This is a genomic window from Herbaspirillum sp. Her3 (assembly GCF_057961275.1).
This window is the reverse complement of record NZ_CM176328.1, coordinates 4,458,554-4,478,989: the sequence shown is the minus strand read 5'-3', so window position 1 is coordinate 4,478,989 and position 20,436 is coordinate 4,458,554. Positions and strand designations below refer to the sequence as shown.

Annotated in this window: 17 protein-coding genes; 7 read left to right on the top strand and 10 right to left on the bottom strand. The window is 64.7% G+C overall.

The annotated features are described in order from the left end of the window. Entirely contained in the window at window positions 1-648 is a 648-nt protein-coding gene (maiA, locus tag ACVC5H_RS20470; protein WP_489619569.1) for a maleylacetoacetate isomerase, read from the top strand. Between the two features lie 22 nt (window positions 649-670). Here the strand turns inward: maiA and ACVC5H_RS20465 are convergent, their stop codons facing one another. The 10 genes from ACVC5H_RS20465 to ACVC5H_RS20420 form a co-directional block, all read right to left on the bottom strand. Continuing rightward, window positions 671-1,126, bottom strand: a complete 456-nt coding sequence (locus ACVC5H_RS20465) for a MaoC family dehydratase (RefSeq protein WP_489619568.1) — start codon at window positions 1,124-1,126, stop codon at window positions 671-673. Window positions 1,127-1,187: 61 nt separating this feature from the next. Next, window positions 1,188-1,607 (bottom strand): hypothetical protein, encoded by a 420-nt coding sequence (locus ACVC5H_RS20460; RefSeq protein WP_489619567.1) that lies wholly within the window; start codon window positions 1,605-1,607, stop codon window positions 1,188-1,190. A gap of 488 nt (window positions 1,608-2,095) precedes the next feature. Further along, entirely contained in the window at window positions 2,096-4,117 is a 2,022-nt protein-coding gene (gene fliD / locus ACVC5H_RS20455) for a flagellar filament capping protein FliD (protein WP_489619566.1), read from the bottom strand. A gap of 316 nt (window positions 4,118-4,433) precedes the next feature. Continuing rightward, window positions 4,434-4,928, bottom strand: coding sequence for an Lrp/AsnC family transcriptional regulator (locus tag ACVC5H_RS20450; RefSeq protein ID WP_145605163.1), 495 nt, complete (start codon window positions 4,926-4,928; stop codon window positions 4,434-4,436). A gap of 140 nt (window positions 4,929-5,068) precedes the next feature. Next, window positions 5,069-6,445 carry an aspartate aminotransferase family protein gene (locus tag ACVC5H_RS20445; protein WP_489619565.1) on the bottom strand — a complete coding sequence of 459 codons (1,377 nt, stop codon included), beginning with the start codon at window positions 6,443-6,445 and terminating at the stop codon, window positions 5,069-5,071. Window positions 6,446-6,629: 184 nt separating this feature from the next. Next, a complete protein-coding gene (locus ACVC5H_RS20440; RefSeq protein WP_489619564.1) occupies window positions 6,630-7,532 on the bottom strand; it encodes a GNAT family N-acetyltransferase in 903 nt (300 codons plus the stop codon). A 49-nt stretch (window positions 7,533-7,581) separates the two neighbouring features. Then, the gene (locus ACVC5H_RS20435; protein ID WP_489619563.1) at window positions 7,582-9,063 is read right to left on the bottom strand and encodes an NAD-dependent succinate-semialdehyde dehydrogenase; all 1,482 of its coding nucleotides are present in this window, start codon (window positions 9,061-9,063) and stop codon (window positions 7,582-7,584) included. A 75-nt stretch (window positions 9,064-9,138) separates the two neighbouring features. Next, window positions 9,139-10,431, bottom strand: a complete 1,293-nt coding sequence (locus ACVC5H_RS20430) for an NAD(P)/FAD-dependent oxidoreductase (RefSeq protein ID WP_489619562.1) — start codon at window positions 10,429-10,431, stop codon at window positions 9,139-9,141. Between the two features lie 188 nt (window positions 10,432-10,619). Continuing rightward, entirely contained in the window at window positions 10,620-11,546 is a 927-nt protein-coding gene (locus ACVC5H_RS20425) for a 2-hydroxyacid dehydrogenase (RefSeq protein ID WP_489619561.1), read from the bottom strand. A gap of 29 nt (window positions 11,547-11,575) precedes the next feature. Then, complete coding sequence (locus ACVC5H_RS20420) at window positions 11,576-12,454, bottom strand: GNAT family N-acetyltransferase (RefSeq protein ID WP_489619560.1); 879 nt, start codon at window positions 12,452-12,454, stop codon at window positions 11,576-11,578. Window positions 12,455-13,091: 637 nt separating this feature from the next. On the opposite strand from ACVC5H_RS20420, the gene ACVC5H_RS20415 reads away from it, so the two are divergent. The 6 genes from ACVC5H_RS20415 to ACVC5H_RS20390 all read left to right on the top strand — a co-directional run bounded on the left by ACVC5H_RS20415 (window position 13,092) and on the right by ACVC5H_RS20390 (window position 20,436). Next, complete coding sequence (locus ACVC5H_RS20415; protein ID WP_489619559.1) at window positions 13,092-13,760, top strand: haloacid dehalogenase type II; 669 nt, start codon at window positions 13,092-13,094, stop codon at window positions 13,758-13,760. A gap of 189 nt (window positions 13,761-13,949) precedes the next feature. Next, complete coding sequence (locus ACVC5H_RS20410) at window positions 13,950-15,572, top strand: ABC transporter substrate-binding protein (protein ID WP_489619558.1); 1,623 nt, start codon at window positions 13,950-13,952, stop codon at window positions 15,570-15,572. A 100-nt stretch (window positions 15,573-15,672) separates the two neighbouring features. Beyond that, window positions 15,673-16,629 carry an ABC transporter permease gene (locus ACVC5H_RS20405; protein WP_489619557.1) on the top strand — a complete coding sequence of 319 codons (957 nt, stop codon included), beginning with the start codon at window positions 15,673-15,675 and terminating at the stop codon, window positions 16,627-16,629. Continuing rightward, entirely contained in the window at window positions 16,626-17,507 is an 882-nt protein-coding gene (locus tag ACVC5H_RS20400) for an ABC transporter permease (protein ID WP_489619556.1), read from the top strand. The genes ACVC5H_RS20405 and ACVC5H_RS20400 overlap by 4 nt, the downstream gene beginning before the upstream one ends. A gap of 4 nt (window positions 17,508-17,511) precedes the next feature. After that, entirely contained in the window at window positions 17,512-19,443 is a 1,932-nt protein-coding gene (locus ACVC5H_RS20395; RefSeq protein WP_489619555.1) for an ABC transporter ATP-binding protein, read from the top strand. Between the two features lie 258 nt (window positions 19,444-19,701). Next, window positions 19,702-20,436: a cupin domain-containing protein gene (locus tag ACVC5H_RS20390; protein ID WP_489619554.1), complete on the top strand. Its 735-nt coding sequence runs from the start codon at window positions 19,702-19,704 to the stop codon at window positions 20,434-20,436.

The window sequence follows — 20,436 nt, the reverse complement described above, 5'->3', positions numbered from 1 at the left end:
ATGACTACCCTGTACAGCTATTTCCGCAGCTCGGCCTCCTATCGCGTGCGCATCGCCCTGAACCTCAAGGGCGTGGCCTACGAGACGGCGGCCGTGCATCTGTTGAACCAGGGCGGCGAGCAATTGCTGCCCGCCTTCACGCAGTTGAATCCGCACGCGCTGGTGCCGGTGCTGGCCGACCAGGGCCGGCTGCTGACGCAATCGATGGCGATGCTGGAGTATCTGGAAGAACGCTATCCCACGCCGTCGCTGTTGCCGGGCGATGCATTCGCGCGCGCGCACATCCGCGAGTTGTCGCTGGCCATCGCCTGCGAGATCCATCCGCTGAACAACCTGCGCGTGCTGCGTTATCTCAAGCACACGCTGGAGGTGGACGAAGCGCAAAAGACCGCGTGGATCCAGCACTGGATCAAGCTCGGCTTTACCGCGCTGGAACAGCAACTGGCGGACGACACCACGCGCGGCCACTTCTGCGTGGGCGACGCGCCGACCATGGCTGATTGTTTCCTGATTCCGCAGATCTTCAATGCACGCCGCTTCGAGGTCGACATGGCGCCCTATCCGACGCTGTGTGCCATCGAAGCCGCCTGCAATGTCTTGCCAGCCTTCCAGCAGGCGCATCCGGCGCAGCAGCCCGACGCTGCCTGAGCCAGCGTTCAGGCGTGTGCGCTCAGAGCAGGCTGCGGCGCGGCACCAGCAGGTTGCCGGTCATGATGAGCACGGCTTCGTCGTGCTGGTTGTAGGTGGTCACGCGGTGGTTGAGGAAGCCCTGCTGAGGTCTGGATTGCGAGGTCTTGATGCCCAGTACCTCGGCCTCCAGGCGCAGCACGTCCCCGGGCCGGGTGGGGCGCGGCCAGCGGAACTCATCGAAGCCGGCGCCGATAATGCCGCCCTCGATGAGCAGGGTATCGACCAGCAGGCGCATGGTCAGCGCGGCGGTATGCCAGCCACTGGCGGCCAGCCCGCGAAAGAAGCTCTGCTGCGCCGCCGCCTCGTCGAGGTGGAAGGGTTGCGGATCGTACTGGCGGGCGAATTGCTTGATCTCCTCGGCAGTGACGCTGAGGGTGCCGGGCGAGCGGAATATCTGGCCGGGGTGGAAGTCTTCCAGAAAGTTGAGGGTGGTCATGCGGTCTCCCTTGTTGGTCTTGGACGCTGCTACGCCGTTGTTGTCCTCATGTGGCAGGCAGTCAGTATAGCGATACTGCGTAAGCCTGGGGGCGGGCGGCGAGCCATCTGGTGATTTCCTGGTGCTGCTCCAACCACCGGAAGGTATGGGGTGAGCGCCACGCAATGAGTTGGCCGATCATGTGCCAATCCGCATCCAGCGCACGATGGAAGATGGGCTCGTGATGCGCGATGCGATTGCGCAAATGGCGGATGGTGTCGAGCGCGTCGAAGATGTTTTTGCGCGTTTGCGCCACGCTCTGGTTCGGATCGGTGTGAGGCAATACCCGCCGCAAGTGCGGGTTCCATATCCGATTATCATGCCGTGCAGCGAACATGCGCTGCCAGAACACGAACTTGAGTTCGGCGATCACCTTTCCCGTCTGGCCGACTGAGAATGCCTGGCGCGCCTTGAACAAATCCCCTCGTGGGTTGTAGCCCATCGAGGTAACCGGCAGTAACCGGCAGGCTCTGCTCGAAGGCGGCGGACCATGGCCATGCAGCGCCATACTTCGCGCCGAGGGCATCGTCCACCGCATTGCGCAGAATGACTTCGCACAAGTGGAGCGGTGTCAGGAAAGCAGCGGAGAGATGAGCATTCCACAGATACAGCTCGAGTGCGGCGGGATCGTCCGGACTCTTGCAATGTGCTGCTGCGACGTAGGTCGCAATGCGGGCGGGCGAGAGCGCCCAGTGGATTTCCTCGGTCTGCGCCTGAATTGACATTGCACTCGTTAAGCCCTATAGTCGCCACGCGAGCCACGGGATTTGTTAGCGCAAGCTTCCCCCCGCGGACACACGAGAGTTTAACGACGAACCCCGCTTCCAGCGGGGTTTTTCCATTGGGCTTCGGATAAAGCTGCCCGACTCAGGAATTATTCGATGCAGCGTTTCTTCGGCTGGGCCGGGCGTTCTGCGCGGCCCCCATCCATCAAGACGACTTGGACAACTTGCTCAACTGCTGCGTCAGATAGCTCTGCCGCGCCTGCATGGTCGCCAGCGTGACGTTGAGCCGGTTGAACTGGTTGGTGTAGTTGTCCTTCAGGTTCTGCAGGCGCGTATTGGCCGCCGTCTGCTGGTCGGTCACGATCTTGAGGCTGTCCTGCAGGCCCTTGGTCTTGGCAGCCAGCGTGCCGCTGTCGGCGAGGATGCCTTCCATCACCTTCTGCAGCTTGGTCACGACCCCGCCGGTGCCGGTGAAAAGCTTGCTGACCGCCTCGAAATCCTTGTTTCCTGCCGCTGTCAGCTTGGTGGCGTCCAGCGCCAGCGTGCCATCCTTCTGGAAGGCAATGCCGACCTGCGACAGATTCATGCTGCCGTTGTTACCCAATGCACCCAGCATGGTGCTGCGGATCTGCGCCATCATGTTCAGCACCGACGACTCGGCCGCCAGCGGCGAGCCGGTGCTGGCCTGGCCCTTGGTGGTGGAGGGCGTCTGCCTGGTCAGGTTGGCCACGCTCTTGGCCAGGTTGTTGTAGGCGGTGACGAAACTGTTGGCGGCGGTCGACAGCCCGCTGGTGTCGTTCGCAATGGACAGCGTGAAATTGTCAGCCGAGGTGGTGACCTTGGCCAGGTTCAGCGTCACACCCGAAATCGCATTGCTGACCTTGTTGCTGGTGCTGGTCACGGCCACGCCGTCGATGGTCAGCTTGGCATCCTGCGCCTTGGCCAACTGTCCCATGCTGCTGCCGGACAGGCCGGCATAGTCGCTGCTGCCGGTCAGCTGGATGGCATCGGTGCCGGCCGGGCTCAGCACCAGGTGGTCCTGGCTGCCGTCATTGCTGATGCTGGCGGTCACGCCCGTGTTGGCATTGTTGATGGCCTTCATCACGTCGTTCAGGCCAATGGCGCCGCTGCCGTCGAGGTCGGTCGGGGTGATGGTGAAGGACTTGCTGCCCACCTGCAGCGCCAGGCTGCCCGTACTGTAGGTCTGGTTGGTCGCCACGCCGGTGGTGGTGACGGTACCGCTGGGGTCGAAGGCAAAGACCGCGAAGTTGCCCGTGCCGCTCACCCGCAAGGTGTTGGCCGCGCCAGCGTCCTTGGCGGTGAGCACCAGGTGGTCATTGGTCCCATCGCTCACGATGGCGGCATTCACGCCGGCGTCACTGGCATTGATGGCATCGCGTACGCCGGCCAGGGTGTTGGTCTTGGGCTGGATCAGCGCGGTCGAGCCGTTGCCGGTCTTGATGGCCAGCACGCCGTTGTCGAAGGTGGCGCCGGGCGCGATGGCGGCCGAGCTGACCTTGACGGCCTGCGCCAGCTGGCTCACGCCGATGCTGTATTGGCCGGCAGCGGCCTTGGTGGCGTCGCGCGGCGCCTGGATCTGGGTGACCGAGCCCGATACGCTGGGGTCATAGCTCAGCCCCGAGAGCGTGTTGTTGGCCGAGACCTTGATGGTGTTGGCGGTACCGCCGGTATTGGATTCGAGCACCAGGTGGTCGCCGCTGCCATCGGTGACGATGGAAGCCGTCACCCCCGTCTTGGCCGCATTGATGGCATCGCGCACGCCCGAAAGCGTGGCATTGGCCTGCAGCGTGATGAAGGTGGGCTGGTTGGTGCCGACCTTGATGGCGATGGAGTCGCCGGCATTGAACGTGGTGCCGCTGGCATAGCCGCCGGACTGCAGCTTCTGGGCCAGGATCTTGGTCGAATCGTCGCTGTTGGCATCGGCCGTAAAGGGATCGGTGGTCAGGTTGCTCCCGGTACCGGCATTGGACACCGTAGTCTTCTGCGCGCTGAAGCTGGCCGCCGTCATGACCTTCAAGGCGCTCTGGTAGCTCGACAGCGCATTCTTGAGCGAGCCATAGGCGGAAATGAGCGTGTTGAACGCGCTTTCCTTGGTCTTCAGCGGTGTGAGCTTGGACTTGCTTTCGACTGCGATGAGCTGGTTGACCAGCGTCGATACGTCCAGCGGACCGGCCGATGTCGAGATTGTCCCCGTGGAAGTTGCCATCTTGACCCCTATGCAATGATGATTTTCTTATCTTTCGGGAAGCTGACTGCATGTCAGCGACCCGTAAAGATTAACGGCACATCTTTACAAAAGTAAAGGGCGTTTTGCTGACAAAACGTGACGTTTGTTCGGGTTTTTTGTGAGGATTGGCAGGAGAAGGGCGCAACGCGGCTCAAGCGCGCAGCATCAATGTAAAGAAGCGGGGACGGGCGGGCGGCCGAAAGGCAGGCGGGACGGCGCTGGGGAGGCGAACTGAAGGATATTGCGTGAAGGCGGCCTGAAAGCCGCACCGGCAGGCAGGGGCCTGCCGGCCGGCTCAGGTTTGTATGAACTTCTCGAGCGGATAATGATGCTTGATGAAGGGCGACTTGATGACGATGTAGCTGAAGTACTTCTCGATGCGCAGGTTCTGCTCCAGCAGGGATTCGATCACGCTCTGGTAATGCACGACGCTGCGGGTCATGAACTTGAGCAGGTAATCGTAGCCGCCGCTGACCAGGTGGCATTCGATGATCTCGTCCACGTTGCGGATGGTCGATTCGAATTTGGCGAAGTCTTCGCGGCGATGGTCCGAGAGCGTCACTTCGGTGAAGACGATCTGCACGTCGGCCAGTTTTTCCAGACGGATGTAGGCACCGTAGCCGCTGATGTAGCCGGCCTTTTCCAGGCGCTTGACGCGGATCAGGCAGGGGCTGGGGGACAGGCCGACGGCATCGGCCAGGATCACGTTGGTAATGCGGCTATTCTGCTGCAGGTGACACAAAATCCTCAGATCGATCCGGTCCAGTTTCAACGCGCCGTTAGTCATCATGTTGCCTCGGGTTATTCGACTCAGCCCGCCGGCCCTCCTGGCATGGCAGCAGCAGGAAGGGCGGCGGGATGTAGCAGGGCATTTTAACCCCTCCGGCCGCATTTTCCCCAATGGGCAGGAGGGCTACTCGCATTGGCCGCTCAGCGCACCGCCTGGCGCACCTCGGGCTGGGCCAGCACTTCGTCCAGGATGGCCCGCAGACGCGCAAACATCAGTGCAAAGTCCTCTTGCGTGTAGCACAGCGCCGGCGCAAAGCCGAGGATGTTGTCGCCGAAGGCGCGGAAGATCAGCCCATGGCGATAGGCCACCTGGAAGATACGCTCGTGCAGCTTCAGTTCAGGGGCGAAGCGGGCACGAGTGTTCTTGTCGGCCACCAGTTCCAGCGCGCCCAGCAAGCCACGGCTGCGCGCATCGCCCACCAGCGGATGATCCAGCAGGGCGCGCAGGCCACCGGCGAAGACCGGTTCCAGACGGCGGCCGTTTTCCAGCAGGCCGCCTTCCTCGTAGAGCCGCAGGACTTCCAGCGCCACCGCCGCACTGACCGGATGGGCCGAGTAGGTCTGGCCATGGCCGACCACGGTGGACATCGGCGCGCCATCGGCAATGGCGTTGTACACGCGGTCCGACATCATCACCGCGCCCATGGGCGCATAGCCTGCGGTCAGGCCCTTGGCCATGGTCATCAGGTCAGGCTGCACGTCTTCGTCCAGGCAGGCGAACATGGGGCCGGTACGGCCGAAGCCGGTGATGACCTCATCCACCACGAACAGGATATCGAGCTCGTTGCAGGCCAGCTGCATGGCTTTCAACCAGCCCTTGGGCGGCACCACCACGCCACCGGAGCCCTGGATCGGCTCGCAGAAGAAGGCCGCCACGTTGTCCGCACCCAGCTCGGCCACCTTGTCGCGCAGCGACTGCACCGAGGCCTCGATGATGGCTTCATCGCCCTGCACCTCGCTGCGATACGGATAGGGCGAGGGCAGGTAATGCTGGGTCGGCAGCGGCAGGTTGAAGTTGTAATGGAAATTGGGCAGCGCGGTGAGTCCCGCGCCCACCGAGGACGAACCGTGATAGCCCCGCTGCAGCGAGATGAAATGCTTCTTGCCCGGCTTGCCGATGGAGTTGGTGTAGTGCGTGATGTAGCGAATGGCGGCATCCACTGCATCCGAGCCACCCAGGGTGAAGTAGACGTGCTTGAGCGAGGCGGGGCTGATGTCCACCAGCTTCTTGGCCAGCAGGATGGCCGGTTCCGAAGCGAAGTGGAAGTAACCGGTGGCATAAGGCAGGCGCTCCATCTGTTCGGTGGCGGCGCGGATCACGCTTTGCTGGCCATAGCCGGTATTGACGCACCACAGGCCCGAGAAGGCATCCAGCAGCTGCTTGTCCTGGTGATCGGTCAGGTAGGCGCCCTGGCCGGACTTGAGGATGATGGGGCCCAGCTCTTCATGCTCGCGGAAGCTGGCAACGGGATGGATCAGGTGGCTGCGGTCGAGGGCGGCCAGGGTGGAAGTTTGCATAGAGGAGGACTCGCTGGAGATGCGTTGAACAAGGCCGTGCGGCAAACGGCACAACCGGCATGCGTTCTATCCTAGGCCCTCAGCCGCGCAGGCGATGCGCAAGATGCGGGGCTGAAAAAGCATCTTCATGGGTTTTGCGGGCGGCTTTGGCATTTTCTGCGGCACCCGCCCATTTGCCTTCGCCTCAGCCCAGCGCCTGGTTGACGATGGAAAACAGCTGCATGCCCGCATCGCGCGCAGGCGGCTCGCCCTTGCACATGCGCGTAACGCTGTCCACGCAGGTCATGCCCAGCTTGTCGAACCAGGCTGGCAGCCCCGTGGATTCGAACACGTCGATGCGGATGAAGGAATCCGAATAGGTATTGATCCAGTGCGCGATCAGGCCCTTGGCACGCTCGGCATCGGGCGCGACCACCGGCCCGATCACGCGCCCATGGCCGAAGCGGCGCACCAGTGCGAAGCCCAGCATCTCGCCGTCGCGGTCCAGGGCCACGCCTTCGGACATTTCCAGCAGCGCCAGCAGCAGCTTGGAGCGGTCCATGCCGGTAGCCTGCGCATCCAGCGCCAGCAGCCTGGCCACGTCATTCTTGCCCATCGGCCGCACGCGCTCGCCGGGCGGCAGCGACACCAGCACCGGCTGCGCCGAGGCGCCCTGGAACTGGTGCAGCACGTCGTACTGCACGAAACCCAGCTGTTTGTAGAGCGGCATGCCGGCCGCCGTGGCATTGACGATGAGGCTGCGGCCATTGACCTGGCTGGCGGCATGCTGCATCAGCCGCCGTCCCAGGCCGCGCCGCTGCAATTCGGCCTGCACCAGCAGCATGCCGATGACCGCATGCCGCTCTCCATAGGTGGTGCAGACCACGCTGCCCACGATGGGCAAGGGCGCATCCGGTGCCGTGTGTTCCAGCAGATAGCCTTGTCCCATCTCCAGCAGGAAACGCCAGTCTTCCAGCCGGTGCGGCCACTTGAAGCGCAGTGAAAGCCGGTGGCAGTTGCCCAGGTCATTCTCTTCGATGGAGCGCAAGCGCAGGTCGGGCAAAGGCTCGCGGGTAGTCTGGAGATCGTCGGTGGACAGCGCTGGCATGTTGGCTCCTGTTCGTTTCAATGAGAGGGGTGGCGACTGAGCAAGCGACTCAGAGCTGGCCCTGGCAAACGTATTTGGTGTGCAGGTAGTCGTCCAGGCCGTGCACCGAGCCTTCGCGGCCGTAACCGGATTCCTTCACGCCGCCGAAGGGCGCCGCTTCGGCCGCCAGCGCGCCTTCGTTGACGCCCACGATACCGCTTTCCAGGGCATCGGTAACGCGATGGATGCGGCGCACGTCGGTCGAGTAGAAGTAGGCGGCCAGGCCGAAGGGCGTGGCATTGGCAGCGGCGATCACCTCTTGCTCAGTGGCAAAGCGGGTGATCGGCGCGACCGGGCCGAAGGTCTCTTCGCAGCTGCATTGCATTTCCCCGGTGACGTTGGCCAGCACGGTCGGGGCATAGTAGTTGTCGCTCCCGAAGCCCGCTCCCTGCAGGCGCTTGCCGCCGGTGATGACGCGCGCACCGCGTTCGATGGCATCACGCACGTGCTGGTCGATCTTGGCAATGGCGCGGGCATTGATCATGGGACCGATCTGGGAAGCCGGATCGGTGGCCGGACCGACCTTGAGCGCAGCCACGCGCGCGCCCAGCTTGGCCACGAAGATTTCATACACCTTCTCCTGCACGTAGATGCGATTGGGGCTCACGCAGGTCTGGCCACCGTTGCGGAACTTGGCGGCCATCACGCCATCGATGGCGGCGTCCACATCGGCATCGTCAAAGACGATGAAGGGCGCGTTGCCACCCAGCTCCAGCGACAGCTTTTTCAGCGTGTCGGCCGAATGGCGCGCCAGGTGCTTGCCCACGGCGGTCGAGCCGGTGAAGCTGATCTTGCGCACGCGCGCATCGGCCAGCCACACGTCCACCACTTCCGGCGTGCGTTCGCGCGAGGCGGTGACGATGTTGATGACACCGGCCGGCACGCCTGCTTCGAGCGCCAGGCGGATCAGCGCCAGCGAGGTCAGCGGCGTATCCTCGGCCGGCTTGCACACCACGGTGCAGCCGGCGGCCAGGGCCGGGGCGATCTTGCGGGCGATCATCGCGGCCGGGAAATTCCATGGCGTGATGGCAGCCACCACCCCCACCGGTTCCTTCAGGGCCAGCATGCGGCGGCCGGTGACCGGTGCCGGGATGACGTCGCCATTGGCGCGCGTGGCTTCTTCACCAAACCATTCCACATAGCTGGCGGCATAGGCCACTTCGCCCTTGGCTTCGGCCATGGGCTTGCCTTGTTCGCGCGAGATCAGGCGGCCCAGGTCTTCCTGGTGTGCCAGCAGCAGGTCGTTCCAGCGCTTGATGATGGTGGCGCGCTGCTTGGCCGGCGTGGCACGCCAGGCGGGGAAGGCCGCTACGGCCGCATCGACGGCCGCACGGGCATCGGCGGCGGTGCCGTCGGGCACGCTCGCAAAGACCTGGCCGGTGGCCGGGTCGGTCACGTCAAGACGGCGGCCATCGGCCGCATCGCGCCAGTCGGCGCCGATCAGTTGGGCGCCGGGCATCAGATCCTGGCGTTGCAGTGTGAGAGAGTTCATGGTGAGCATTCAGCAAAAGTTAATGCAACAAACTACGGGCATTCATGAAAATTTAATGCAGCAAGCCGGCCGCCTTCACGCCAGCTTGTCCTTGAGCTGGTAGTACAGGCCGATCACCGGCAGGAACCAGGGCGGTCCGAAGTGACCCGGGATGGCCGGCCAGGCGCGTTCGCGCCAGGGATTGGCCAGCGCATCACCGGCCATCACGCGGGCCATGCACTGGCCCATGTGGACCGACATCTGGGTGCCGTGGCCGCTGTAGCCCATGGAGTAATACAGGCCATCGCGTTCGCCGGCCTGCGGCAGGCGGTCGCGCGTCATGTCCACCAGTCCGCCCCAGCAGTAGTCCAGGCGCACCTGGCCCAGTTGCGGGAAGGTCTCGTGCAGCCCCTGGCGCAGGATCTCGCCGCTGGCCGCATCGGACTGCGGACTGGAGATCGCAAAGCGCGCACGGCCGCCGAAGACCAGGCGGGTATCGGGCGTCATGCGGAAATAGTGGTGGATGTTGGCCACCGTGGTGTAGGTGCGCTGTTTGGCCAGCATCGCCGCAGCGCGTTCTGCGCCCAGCGGTTCGGTCACCACGATGAAGCTGCCCACCGGTACGATGCGCCGGCGCAGCCAGCCGAAGCTGCCATAGGCGCCATGGCGGCTGGCACCTGTAGCCAGCAGCACCTGTTTGGCCAGCACGGTACCGCGCGTGGTATGCACGCGATGGCCGTGGCTCTGGCCGATGCGTTCCAGACGCCGCACCTCGGTGCCGGTGTGGATGGCCGCGCCATGGCGTTCGGCGGCGATGGCCAGGCCGTAGGCGAAGCGGCCCATGTGCATCTGGCCGCTGCGCTTGTAGAGCAGGCCGCCGTGGAAACGCTCGCTTTGTACCTCGGCGCGCACGCGCGCGGCATCGAGGATTTCCACGTCGCTGTCCACGCCATCGGCGATGAGCCGCTCGGCGCTGCGCTGCAGGGCCTCCATCTGATAAGGCTTGGTGGCCATCTTGAGTTTGCCGTGGCGCAGGAAATCGCAGGCGATCTGTTCTTCCTCGACCAGCCGCGCCACCGTATCGACGGCATCGTCATAGGCGTGATACCAGGCCCGTGCGCGCTCCACGCCGACCTTGGCGGCCACCTCGGCATAGTCCACCGCCAGGCCGTTGTTGACGTGCCCGCCGTTGCGCCCCGAAGCTTCGGCGGCCACGTGCGGGCCGGCTTCCAGCACGACGACCGAGGCCCCGCGCTTGGCCAGCGCCAGGGCGGCCGACAGGCCCGTGAAGCCGCCGCCAACGATGGCCACGTCGACCTGCCTGGGCAGCTCGCGCGTGGGAGAGATGTACAGCGGGGCAGAATCGGTCCAGTAGGATTCCAGCTTCATGGTGGCGGCTTCAGGCAGGTGAATGGGGCAGGGCGGTAGTGCTGACGCACCACGCCATGTCATCAAGGATAGAACGCATTGGCCAGCGAGGTGACGCGAACTGGCCTGCGCCAGCGGCATGGCATGCCGTTCTGGCGGGGGCGTTCGGCATTTTGTTTGCCATGCGGCATCTCTTGGCGGGCCAGGGCTCAGTAGCCGCGCTGGCGGTCGATCAGGCCCAGCAGCGGCAGGCCCTCGCGATGGCGGCGCAGGTTCTCCAGCACCGCCTCGACCGCGCCGTCCGGCTGGGTCATGCTGGCGATGTGGGGCGTGAGCACGATGTCGGGATGGCTCCAGAACGGGTGCCCTTGCGGCAAGGGTTCGACCTCGCAGACATCCAGCACGGCAGCGCTCAACTGGCCATCGTTGAGGGCGGCCAGCAGATCGTCTTCCACCAGATGGCCACCACGCCCGACGTTGATCAGGGCCGCGCCGCGCGGCAATTGCGCAAACAGGGCGCGGTTGAGCAGGCCACGGGTATCGTCGGTGAGCGGCACCAGGCAGACCAGCACGTCGGTGCGCGCCAGGAAATCGCGCAGGCCGTCGCTGCCGCTGTAGCAATCGATGCCGTCCATCTGGTGCGCCGAGCGGCTCCAGCCCGCGCAGGGAAAGCCCAGCCCGTGCAACTGCTGCAGCACCGCGCGCCCCAGCATGCCCAGGCCCAGTACGCCCACCCGGCAGGCCGAGGCCGGCCGCACGCGATGCGCACGCCAGACCTGTTCACGCTGCTGGCGGGCATAGAGGCGGCTGTCGCGATGCAGGCCCAGCACTGCGTGCGTCACGTACTGCACCATGCCGGCGGCGATGCCCGGCTCGGTCATGCGCACTACCGGCAAATCCGGTGGCAGGGTGGACATGTCGAACTGGTCGATGCCGGCACCGACCGAGAAGAGGATTTCCAGATTGGGGAAGCGCTGGGCAATATCGTCGGGCGGCGTCCATGCTGCCAGATAGCGCACGCTGGCGCCATCGCCTTCATGCGGCCAGATCTGGAAGGGCAGCTCGGGCGCCTTTTGCGCAAACAGTTGGGCCCATTCGGCGCCGCGCACCGGGTCGGCCTTGTAGAGGAAAGTCATGATGGTGTTGGTTGTGTGCGGAAGGGCATTCAGCCCAGCGCCTGGTTGATCATGGAATAGGTGCGCCACGTCTTGCCGATGGCGGGCGGCGTGCCACGGCACATGCTGACCACGTTGTCCACGCAGGTCAGGCCGATTTCCTCCAGCCAGGGTTTGAGGCCTGTGCGGCCTGGCACATCGATGCGCAAATAGGCGCCCGGATAGGCGTGGACCCAATGGGCGATGAGCGCTTTGGCGTCTTCCACGTCGCCGGCGATCACCGGACCGATCACGCGGCCCCGGCCGAATTCGCGCAGGTAGGCCACACCCTTGACCTGGCCGGCCTGTTCCAGCACGGCCACTTCCGAGCTGGCCAGCAGCGGCACCAGCAAGCCGCTGCGATCCATGCCGCTGGCGTGGCGGTCCAGTGCCAGCAGGGCCGGCAGTTCATCCTGGCGCAGGGGCCGGATAAGGGCGCCGGGGGCCAGTACCGGGGTCGCGCGGGCGGTGGTGCTCTGGTGCTGGCTCAGCGTATCGGTGACCACGAAGCCCAGCTTTTCATAGAGCGGACGCCCGGCGTCGGTGGCGTTGAGGATGACGTTGCGCGACCCGGCATCCTGCAGCAGGCGCTGCATCATGGCGCGGCCCAGGCCGCGCCCCTGTAGCTCATCCTTGATGATGACCAGTCCCAGCGAGGCGTAATCGTCGCCCAGCGGGCAGAGCATGCCGCTGCCGGCCACGCTGCGCGTGCCATCGGGCTGTTCCAGTTCAACCGCCCAGCTGCTGCTGACCTGATGGTGGAACTGCCAGTCGGCCAGTCGATGCGGCCAGTGCAGGTGGAGGCTCATGGCGTGGCAGCTGGCCAGGTCCTCGGTGCGCATGGGACGCAGCGTGGTCTGGGCGGCCATGAGCGTGCTTTCGGTATGCATGAAGCGTGTCCTTGTCAGTACGGTGAATAGGCTGATGATGCTGGTGATGCCGGTGAACGCAAACGGCAAGACAGCCCTTCATCGGTCAAATCATATAAAACGTTTAAATCATTAAGTCTGCCTGCGCTGCGCACGCCAGGTCCGCAACGCTACCCCAGCGATGATGCACCGGGTGCGGCATAGAACGGCAGTTTTCAGATGCGCCAATTCGCAATCTTATGGCGATCTGCCCCCTCTTCTCGGCACAAAATTGGGCAGCACCGGCAGTAGCATGGTGCAGCCCCCGCAGGCGCTGCCGTGACAGTGCAGCGCGTCGGGCAAGCCGATGCCGACATTGCAGGGGCGGCGTAAAGCAACCCCGGAAATGGCCCAGCCTGCGGACACGATCCGCACCAGCTTGGTGAAAATGCCCCAAAGCAGCGCACCCGGTTCGCATTGCTGCACTGCTCGGCAAGCTATGCTGATTGGGCCGTCGAAAACACATATTTCTGTTTCGCGGCCCGGTCAAAAAGGAATAAATCGCAAGTTTCGCTATGTTGTAATCCTTCCCATGCAGTGAACCGCAATCTCGCACACGAGCAGCATCCAGCGCAGGGCCGACAGGTGATGCGCCCCTTTTATGACAGGACGATTTTCCATGAGCATTTTCAAGCCCAAATTCATTACCTTCGATTGCTACGGCACCCTGACCCGCTTCCAGATGTCGGAAACTGCGCAGAAGATCTACGCCGATCGCGTCCCGGCGGAAGACATGCCGTTCTTCCTGCGCCAGTTCGCCGCTTACCGCCTGGATGAAGTGCTGGACCAGTGGAAGCCCTACGAACAAGTCTGCAAGAACGCCATCACCCGCACCTGTGAACGCTGGGGCATCCAGACCAATGACGAGGAAACCGGTGCCTTCTACAAGGCCGTGCCGACCTGGGGCCCGCACGCCGACGTGCCGGCCGGTCTGTCCAAGGTGGCCAAGGAATTCCCGCTGGTGATCTTCTCCAATGCCGACGACAGCCAGATCATGCACAACGTCGAGCAGCTCGGCGCGCCGTTCCACAAGGTCTTCACCGCCCAGCAGGCCCAAGCCTACAAGCCGCGCCTGCGCGCCTTCGAGTACATGCTCGACAACCTGAACTGCAATCCGGAAGACGTGCTGCACGTTTCCTCCAGCCTGCGCTATGACCTCATGCCGGCCTCCGACATGGGCATCAAGAACAAGGTCTTCGTGGCACGCGGCCACGAACCCTCGACCCCGTACTACGGCTACACCGAGATCAAGGACATTTCGGGCCTGCCGGGCGTACTCGGTCTGTAAGGCAAGCGCGCGGGAGCAGCCGCTCCCGCGCTTTGCCTGGTTTTCCCCGGTGTCTTCCCGCCCTGGTATCAACTTTGCGAGGAGGAGACCGGACCCCATCAGGCGGTTTGCCCCCGGAGGGATCTGCGATGGCAGACGGAAGGGCAGGCCGGTGGTCTTCGTGGTTGAACTTTTATCGTGAGGCATTTCATGAGCAAGCAGGAAAACGGACGTCACCCCGCAGAGGGAACCCTCATCACCGGCGATACGCTGGAACACGCCCACGGCGGCTTCACCCGCCGCGACATGATGCGCACCCTGCTGGCCGGCAGCATCGTGACCATGGGCGGCACGGGCCTGCTGACCGCCAGCGGCAGCGCCATGGCGCAGACCGGCAAGCGCGGGGGCAAGATGCGCATCGCCACCCAGACCAGCTCCACCGCCGATACCCTGGACCCGGCCAAGACCGCGCACTCCACCGACTACACCCGGGTGCACATGTTCTACAACGGCCTGACCAAGCTCGATGGCAAGCTCGGACCGCAAATGGTGCTGGCTGAGGAAATGCTGACCAACGACGCCATCACCTGGACCGTCAAGCTGAAGAAGGGCATCGTCTTCCATGACGGCAAGCCCTTCACCTCCGCCGACGTGGTGTACTCGCTCATGCGTCACAAGGACCCGGCTACCGCATCCAAGGTCAAGGTACTGGCCGACCAGATCGAGTCCGTCAAGGCCACCGGTCCCAACGAAGTCCAGATCAAGCTCACCAGCGCCAACGCCGACCTGCCGGTGATCCTGGCGACGGCGCAGTTCCTCATCATCCGTGACGGCACCACCAACTTCAGTACCCCCAACGGCACCGGCGCCTTCAAGGTCAAGGAGTTCACCCCGGGCGTGCGGACCATTGGCGTGCGCAACGAGAACTACTGGAAGCCGGGCCTGCCCTATCTGGACGAGGTCGAACTGTTCGGCATCCCCGACGAGGCCGCACGCGTCAATGCGCTGCTCTCCGGCGACGTGCACTGGATCAACGACGTCAACGCCCGCTCCACCGGCCGCGTCAAGGGCACGCCGGGCTACACCGTCATGGAAACCAAGTCCGGCCAGTACACCGACCTGGTGATCCGCCAGGACCAGGCCCCCGGCAACAGCATGGATTTCACGCTGGGCATGAAGTACCTGCTGGACCGCGAGCAGATCAAGATGGCCGCCTTCCGTGGCTATGCCGTCACCGCCAACGACCAGCCCATCGACCCGACCAACCGCTTCTATTTCGCCGGCCTGCCGCAGCGCCCCTACGATCCGGACAAGGCCAAGTTCCACCTGGAGAAGGCCGGCGTGCTGGGCAGCACCATCCCCGTGGTCGCCTCGGTGGCCGCCACCGGTTCGGTCGACATGGCCGTGCTGATGCAGCAGAGCGCCGCCAAGATCGGCCTGAAGCTGGATGTGAAGCGCGTGCCGGCCGACGGCTACTGGTCCAACCAGTGGATGAAGGTGCCGGTAGGCTTCGGCAACATCAACCCGCGCCCCAGCGCTGACATCCTGCTGACCCAGTTCTTCAAGTCGGATGCACAGTGGAACGAATCGGGCTGGAAGAATGCCCAGTTCGACCAGCTGGTGGTGGCCGCACGCGGCGAAACCGACTTCACCAAACGCCGCGCCATGTATGCCGACCTGCAGACCCTGATCCACGAGAAGTGTGGGCTGGGTATCCCGGTCTTCATCACCAACCTGGAAGGCATCAGCACCAAGGTCAAGGGCATCGATCCGGTGCCTCTGGGTGCGTTCATGAACTACACCTGCGCCGAGTACGTCTGGCTGGACGCGTGAGTACGGGAAAGTCTCACGCCTGACTGAAATCGTCAGTGGAAGTTGCGCGGGACCGGTCGCCAAGGCAAACCGGTCCCGCCACTCGTTACCGAGGAAAGCTATGAATGGAATGGTCCTGCGTCTGATCGCGCGCCGCCTCCTGCAGGCGGTGCTGACGCTGCTGCTGGTGTCGGCCGGCGTGTTCTTCATCACCAACCTGCTGCCGGGCGATGCCGCCCAGACCGCGCTGGGCCAGGCCGCCACGCCCGAGACGGTGGCCGCGCTGCGCCTGCAATACGGCCTGGACCTGCCGGCGCCGGTGCGCTATGCCCACTGGCTGGGCAATCTGCTCTCGGGCAATCCCGGCATGTCACTGGTCAACAATGTGCCGGTGGCACAGATGATAGGCGGCCGCTTGCCTGCGTCTCTCATGCTGGCCGCCGTGACCGCGCTGGTGTCGGTGCCGCTGGCGCTGTTCCTGGGCATCTGCTCGGCCATGTACCGAGGGTCCTTCTTTGATCGCGCCGTCAACGTCAGTGCTGTCTCGATGGTGTCGGTGCCGGAATTCCTGGTCGCCACCGTGGCGGTGATGATCTTCGCCGTCAAGCTGCGCTGGCTCTCGGCCCTGTCCCATGCCAGCGATGCTGCCACCCTGGGCGCCTTCATCAAGGCCTATGCCATGCCGGTGCTGACCCTGTGCTGCGTGATCGTGGCCCAGATGACGCGCATGACCCGTGCCGCCGTGATCGACCAGCTGCGTTCCTCCTATGCCGAGATGGCGCTGTTGAAGGGTGTCAAGCGCACCCGCATCGTGCTGCGCCACGCCTTGCCCAATGCCATCGGCCCGATTGCCAATGCGGTGGCGCTGAGCCTGTCCTATCTGCTGGGCGGCGTCATCATCGTCGAGAGCATCTTCAATTACCCCGGCATCGCCACCCTGATGATCGATGCCGTGACCACCCGCGACATGCCGCTGGTGCAAGCCTGTTCCATGATCTTCTGCGCCGGCTACCTGCTGCTGGTGCTCGCCGCCGACGTCATGGCCATTGTTTCCAATCCAAGGTTGAAGACCCGATGAAAGCCCTCCACGACTCCACCGGCACCGAGGCGGGCGCGCCCGCACCTGCGGTGATTGCGCCTGCCAAACGCGTGCGCCGCCATTCGATCATGGCCTGGATCGGCATGGCCATCGTCGGCTTCTGGATCCTGATGGCCATCGTCGGCCCCAGCCTCTCGCCCTATGACGCTACCGCCATCGTCGATACCGACGTGTTCTCCGGCATGAGCCACCAGTTCCTGCTGGGCAGCGACTACCTGGGGCGCGACATGTTGAGCCGCATCCTCTTCGGCACCCGCGCCACCATCGGCCTGGCCCTGGCCGCTACCGTCCTGGCCAGCGCCACCGGTACCGCCATCGCGCTTTTTGCGGCCTTCTCGGGTGGCTGGCGCGATGCCGTCATCAGCCGTGCACTCGATGCCCTGATCTCCATTCCCAGCAAGATGTTCGCGCTGATGATGGTGGCCACTTTCGGCTCCTCCATGCTGCTCCTGGTCATCACTGCTGCCATCACCTACATGCCCGGCGCCTACCGCATCGCGCGTTCGCTGGCGGTCAACGTGCAGGCCATGGAATACGTGCAGGCCGCGCGTGCCCGCGGCGAAGGCGTGTGGTACATCATGACCGTGGAGATGCTGCCCAACATGATCCGTCCGGTGATGGCCGACTTCGGTCTGCGCTTCGTCTACGTGGTGCTGCTGCTGTCGGGCCTGAGCTTCCTCTCGCTGGGCGTGCAGCCGCCCGACGCCGACTGGGGCTCGCTGGTGCGCGAAAACATTTCCGGCCTGGGCGAGGGCGCCCTGGCGGTCATCATGCCGGCGCTGGCGATTGCCTCGCTGACCATCGGTGTGAACCTCTTGATCGACAACCTGCGCGGCAAGCGCGCTGCCAAGGAGTAAGCCTGTGAAGCAATCCGATATCTTCCTCGGCAAGGAAAACGGCGCCGGCAGCGCCGGGGGCGGTGCAGCAGGACGGCCGCTGGTGGAGGTCCAGGGCCTGCGCGTGAATGCCCGCAAGGATGACGGCAGCCAGGTCGAGATCGTCAAGAACGTCAACTTCACCGTGGCGCGTGGCGAAGTGCTGGCGCTGATCGGGGAATCCGGTTCCGGCAAGACCACCATTGCGCTGTCGCTGCTGGGCTATGCGCGCGCGGGCTGCCACATTGCCGGCGGCCAGGTGCGCATCGGCCAGCGCCAGATCGACCAGATGGATGAGAAGGCGCTCCTGGCCATGCGCGGCCACCACGTGGCCTACATCGCCCAGAGCGCGGCGGCGGCCTTCAATCCGGCACGCACGTTGATGGACCAGGTGATCGAAAGCGCCCTGCAGCACGGCGTGATGGACAAGGCCAGCGCCATGCGCAAGGCCGTCGAACTGTTCCGCGCGCTGGCCCTGCCGAACCCGGACAAGATTGGTGAACGGTATCCGCACCAGGTCTCGGGCGGCCAGCTGCAGCGCGTGATGGCGGCCATGGCCCTGATCACCGATCCGGAACTGGTGATCCTGGACGAACCCACTACCGCCCTGGACGTGACCACCCAGATCGAGGTGCTGCGCGCCTTCAAGAAGGTGGTCAAGGAAATCGGCACTACCGCCGTGTACGTCTCGCACGACCTGGCCGTGGTGGCGCAGATGGCCGACCGCATCATCGTGTTGCGCGATGGTGCCGTACGCGAAGTCGGCGCCACCGGCCAGGTGCTGCATGCGCCGGCCGACAGCTACACGCAAAGCCTGGTCGCCGCCGCCTCGCCCGCTGCCCGCGTGGTGCAGCTGCGCGAGATTCTGCCCGAGACCGTGCCAGCCGAGGCCAAGGCACCGCTCTTGCGCATCAGCGGCCTGGTAGCCGGCTATGGTGCGCCGGACCGCCTGGGCCTGCCGGGCGTACGCATCCTCGACGACATCAATCTCACCATCCAGCGCGGCAGCACCGTGGGCATCATCGGCGAATCCGGTTCCGGCAAGACCACCCTGGCGCGCGCCGTGGCCGGCATGATTGCACCGGCCCGTGGCAGCATCCAGCTCGATGGCCAGAACCTCTCGCCGACCCTGGAAGGCCGCACCCGCGAACAATTCCGCCGCGTACAGATCGTGTTCCAGAACGCCGACACGGCGCTCAATCCGGCGCACACCATCGGCCGCATCCTGAACCGCCCGCTGTCCTTCTATCACGGCCTGAAGGGCGAGGCCATGCGGCGCCGCACGGCTGAACTGCTGGACCTGGTGAAGCTGCCTGCGAGCGTCATCGACCGCCTGCCGGCCGAACTCTCGGGCGGCCAGAAGCAGCGCGTGAACCTGGCGCGCGCCCTGGCGGCCAAGCCCGACCTGATCCTGTGCGACGAAGTGACCTCGGCCCTGGATACCGTGGTGGCTGCCGCCATCCTCGAACTGCTGGCCGAACTGCGGCGCGAGCTGCAGGTGTCCTACATGTTCATCAGCCATGACATCAGCACCGTGCGCGCCATCTGCGACGACATCGTGGTGCTCTATGCCGGCCGCATGGTGGCCAACCGTCCCCGCGAGGCGATGATGGCGCCGCCCTATCACCCGTATTCGCACCTGCTGCTGTCGTCGGTACCGGCCATGCAGCAAGGCTGGCTGGAACAGGTGGCCGGTGCCGGCCAGCACAAGCTGCCGCCCATCGGCGCGGTCGATCCCTCGCCGGAGATCTGCGCCTTCCTGCCGCGTTGCTCGCTGCGCGTCGATGGGACGTGCAACGTGGTGCCGCCGCGCCGCCGCAACATGGAACATGGCGGCGAGATCCTCTGCCATCGCTCCGATGCCGATCTGCAGCAGTCGCAGATGCCGCTGATACCGGTGGAGGGCATCACGGTCTGATCCCCGCGTGGTCACGCTCTGTCTGCCTGGCGGCTGGCCATGCCGGGCAGGTGAGGCAGCTTCACAGCATTAAGCCAGGCTTAATGCTGGATTCGAAGAGCATTAATCACAGCCACATGCCGGCGCCGTAGCATCGTCTGACATCGCGTGCTGCCGGCCATGGGGCCGGCCAATGAAGAAGAGATTCGGGCAGGACCGCAAGAGACCAGCCGTGCTGGCCAGACGGTCCCGCCCACCCCCAAGGAAACAGGAGAAAAAATGACTGCAGCGTTGGTGTTGTACCGTGCCTCTGGCACGCCCTTGTCCACCGGATTCCGTGCGGCCGCGCTGGGTGCGGCCGATCCCTTTGCCTCCTCGCGCGAGATCGCCTGGCAGGGCATCGGCGGCATGAGCGCAGGCCGCCTGCGCTTCGAAGGCGCCCTCGACATCGCCCGCTTCCCCCATCAGGAAACCCTGGTGGTGGTGCAGGGTGAATTGCGCATCGACGCCGAAGGCGCAGCGCCCCTGGTGCTCACGCCCGATAGCGGCGTGGTCATCGCTACCGGCGCGGCCGTGCGCATCACGGCCACCCAGCCGACCCTGGCCGTGTTCTGCGCCGCCGAATGCCCGCAGCCGGTGCAGCCGGGCGTGTTCCCGCTGGTGGCCGAGGCCAACTTCAAGCCCTCGCTGAACTCGCTGCCCAAGGAAATCCTGCTGGGCGACGTGCCCACCTGCCGCAGCGACAACGTGGTCGATGAAAGCTCCATCCACTGCAAGATCGGCACCTGGGATTCCACCCCTTACCACCGCATCGTGCGCGCCCACCCGGTCAACGAGTTCATGCATATCCTCGATGGCGGCGTGCGTTTTGCCCAGACCGATGGCAGCGTCGTGTCGGTGGAACGTGGCGATGCCGTCTTCGTGCCGCTGGGTGCGGCCATCGGCTGGGAGAGCAGCGCACGCGTGGCCAAGTTCTATGTCGTGCAGAGCGTGCCGGCCGAGGGAGGAAAGTAA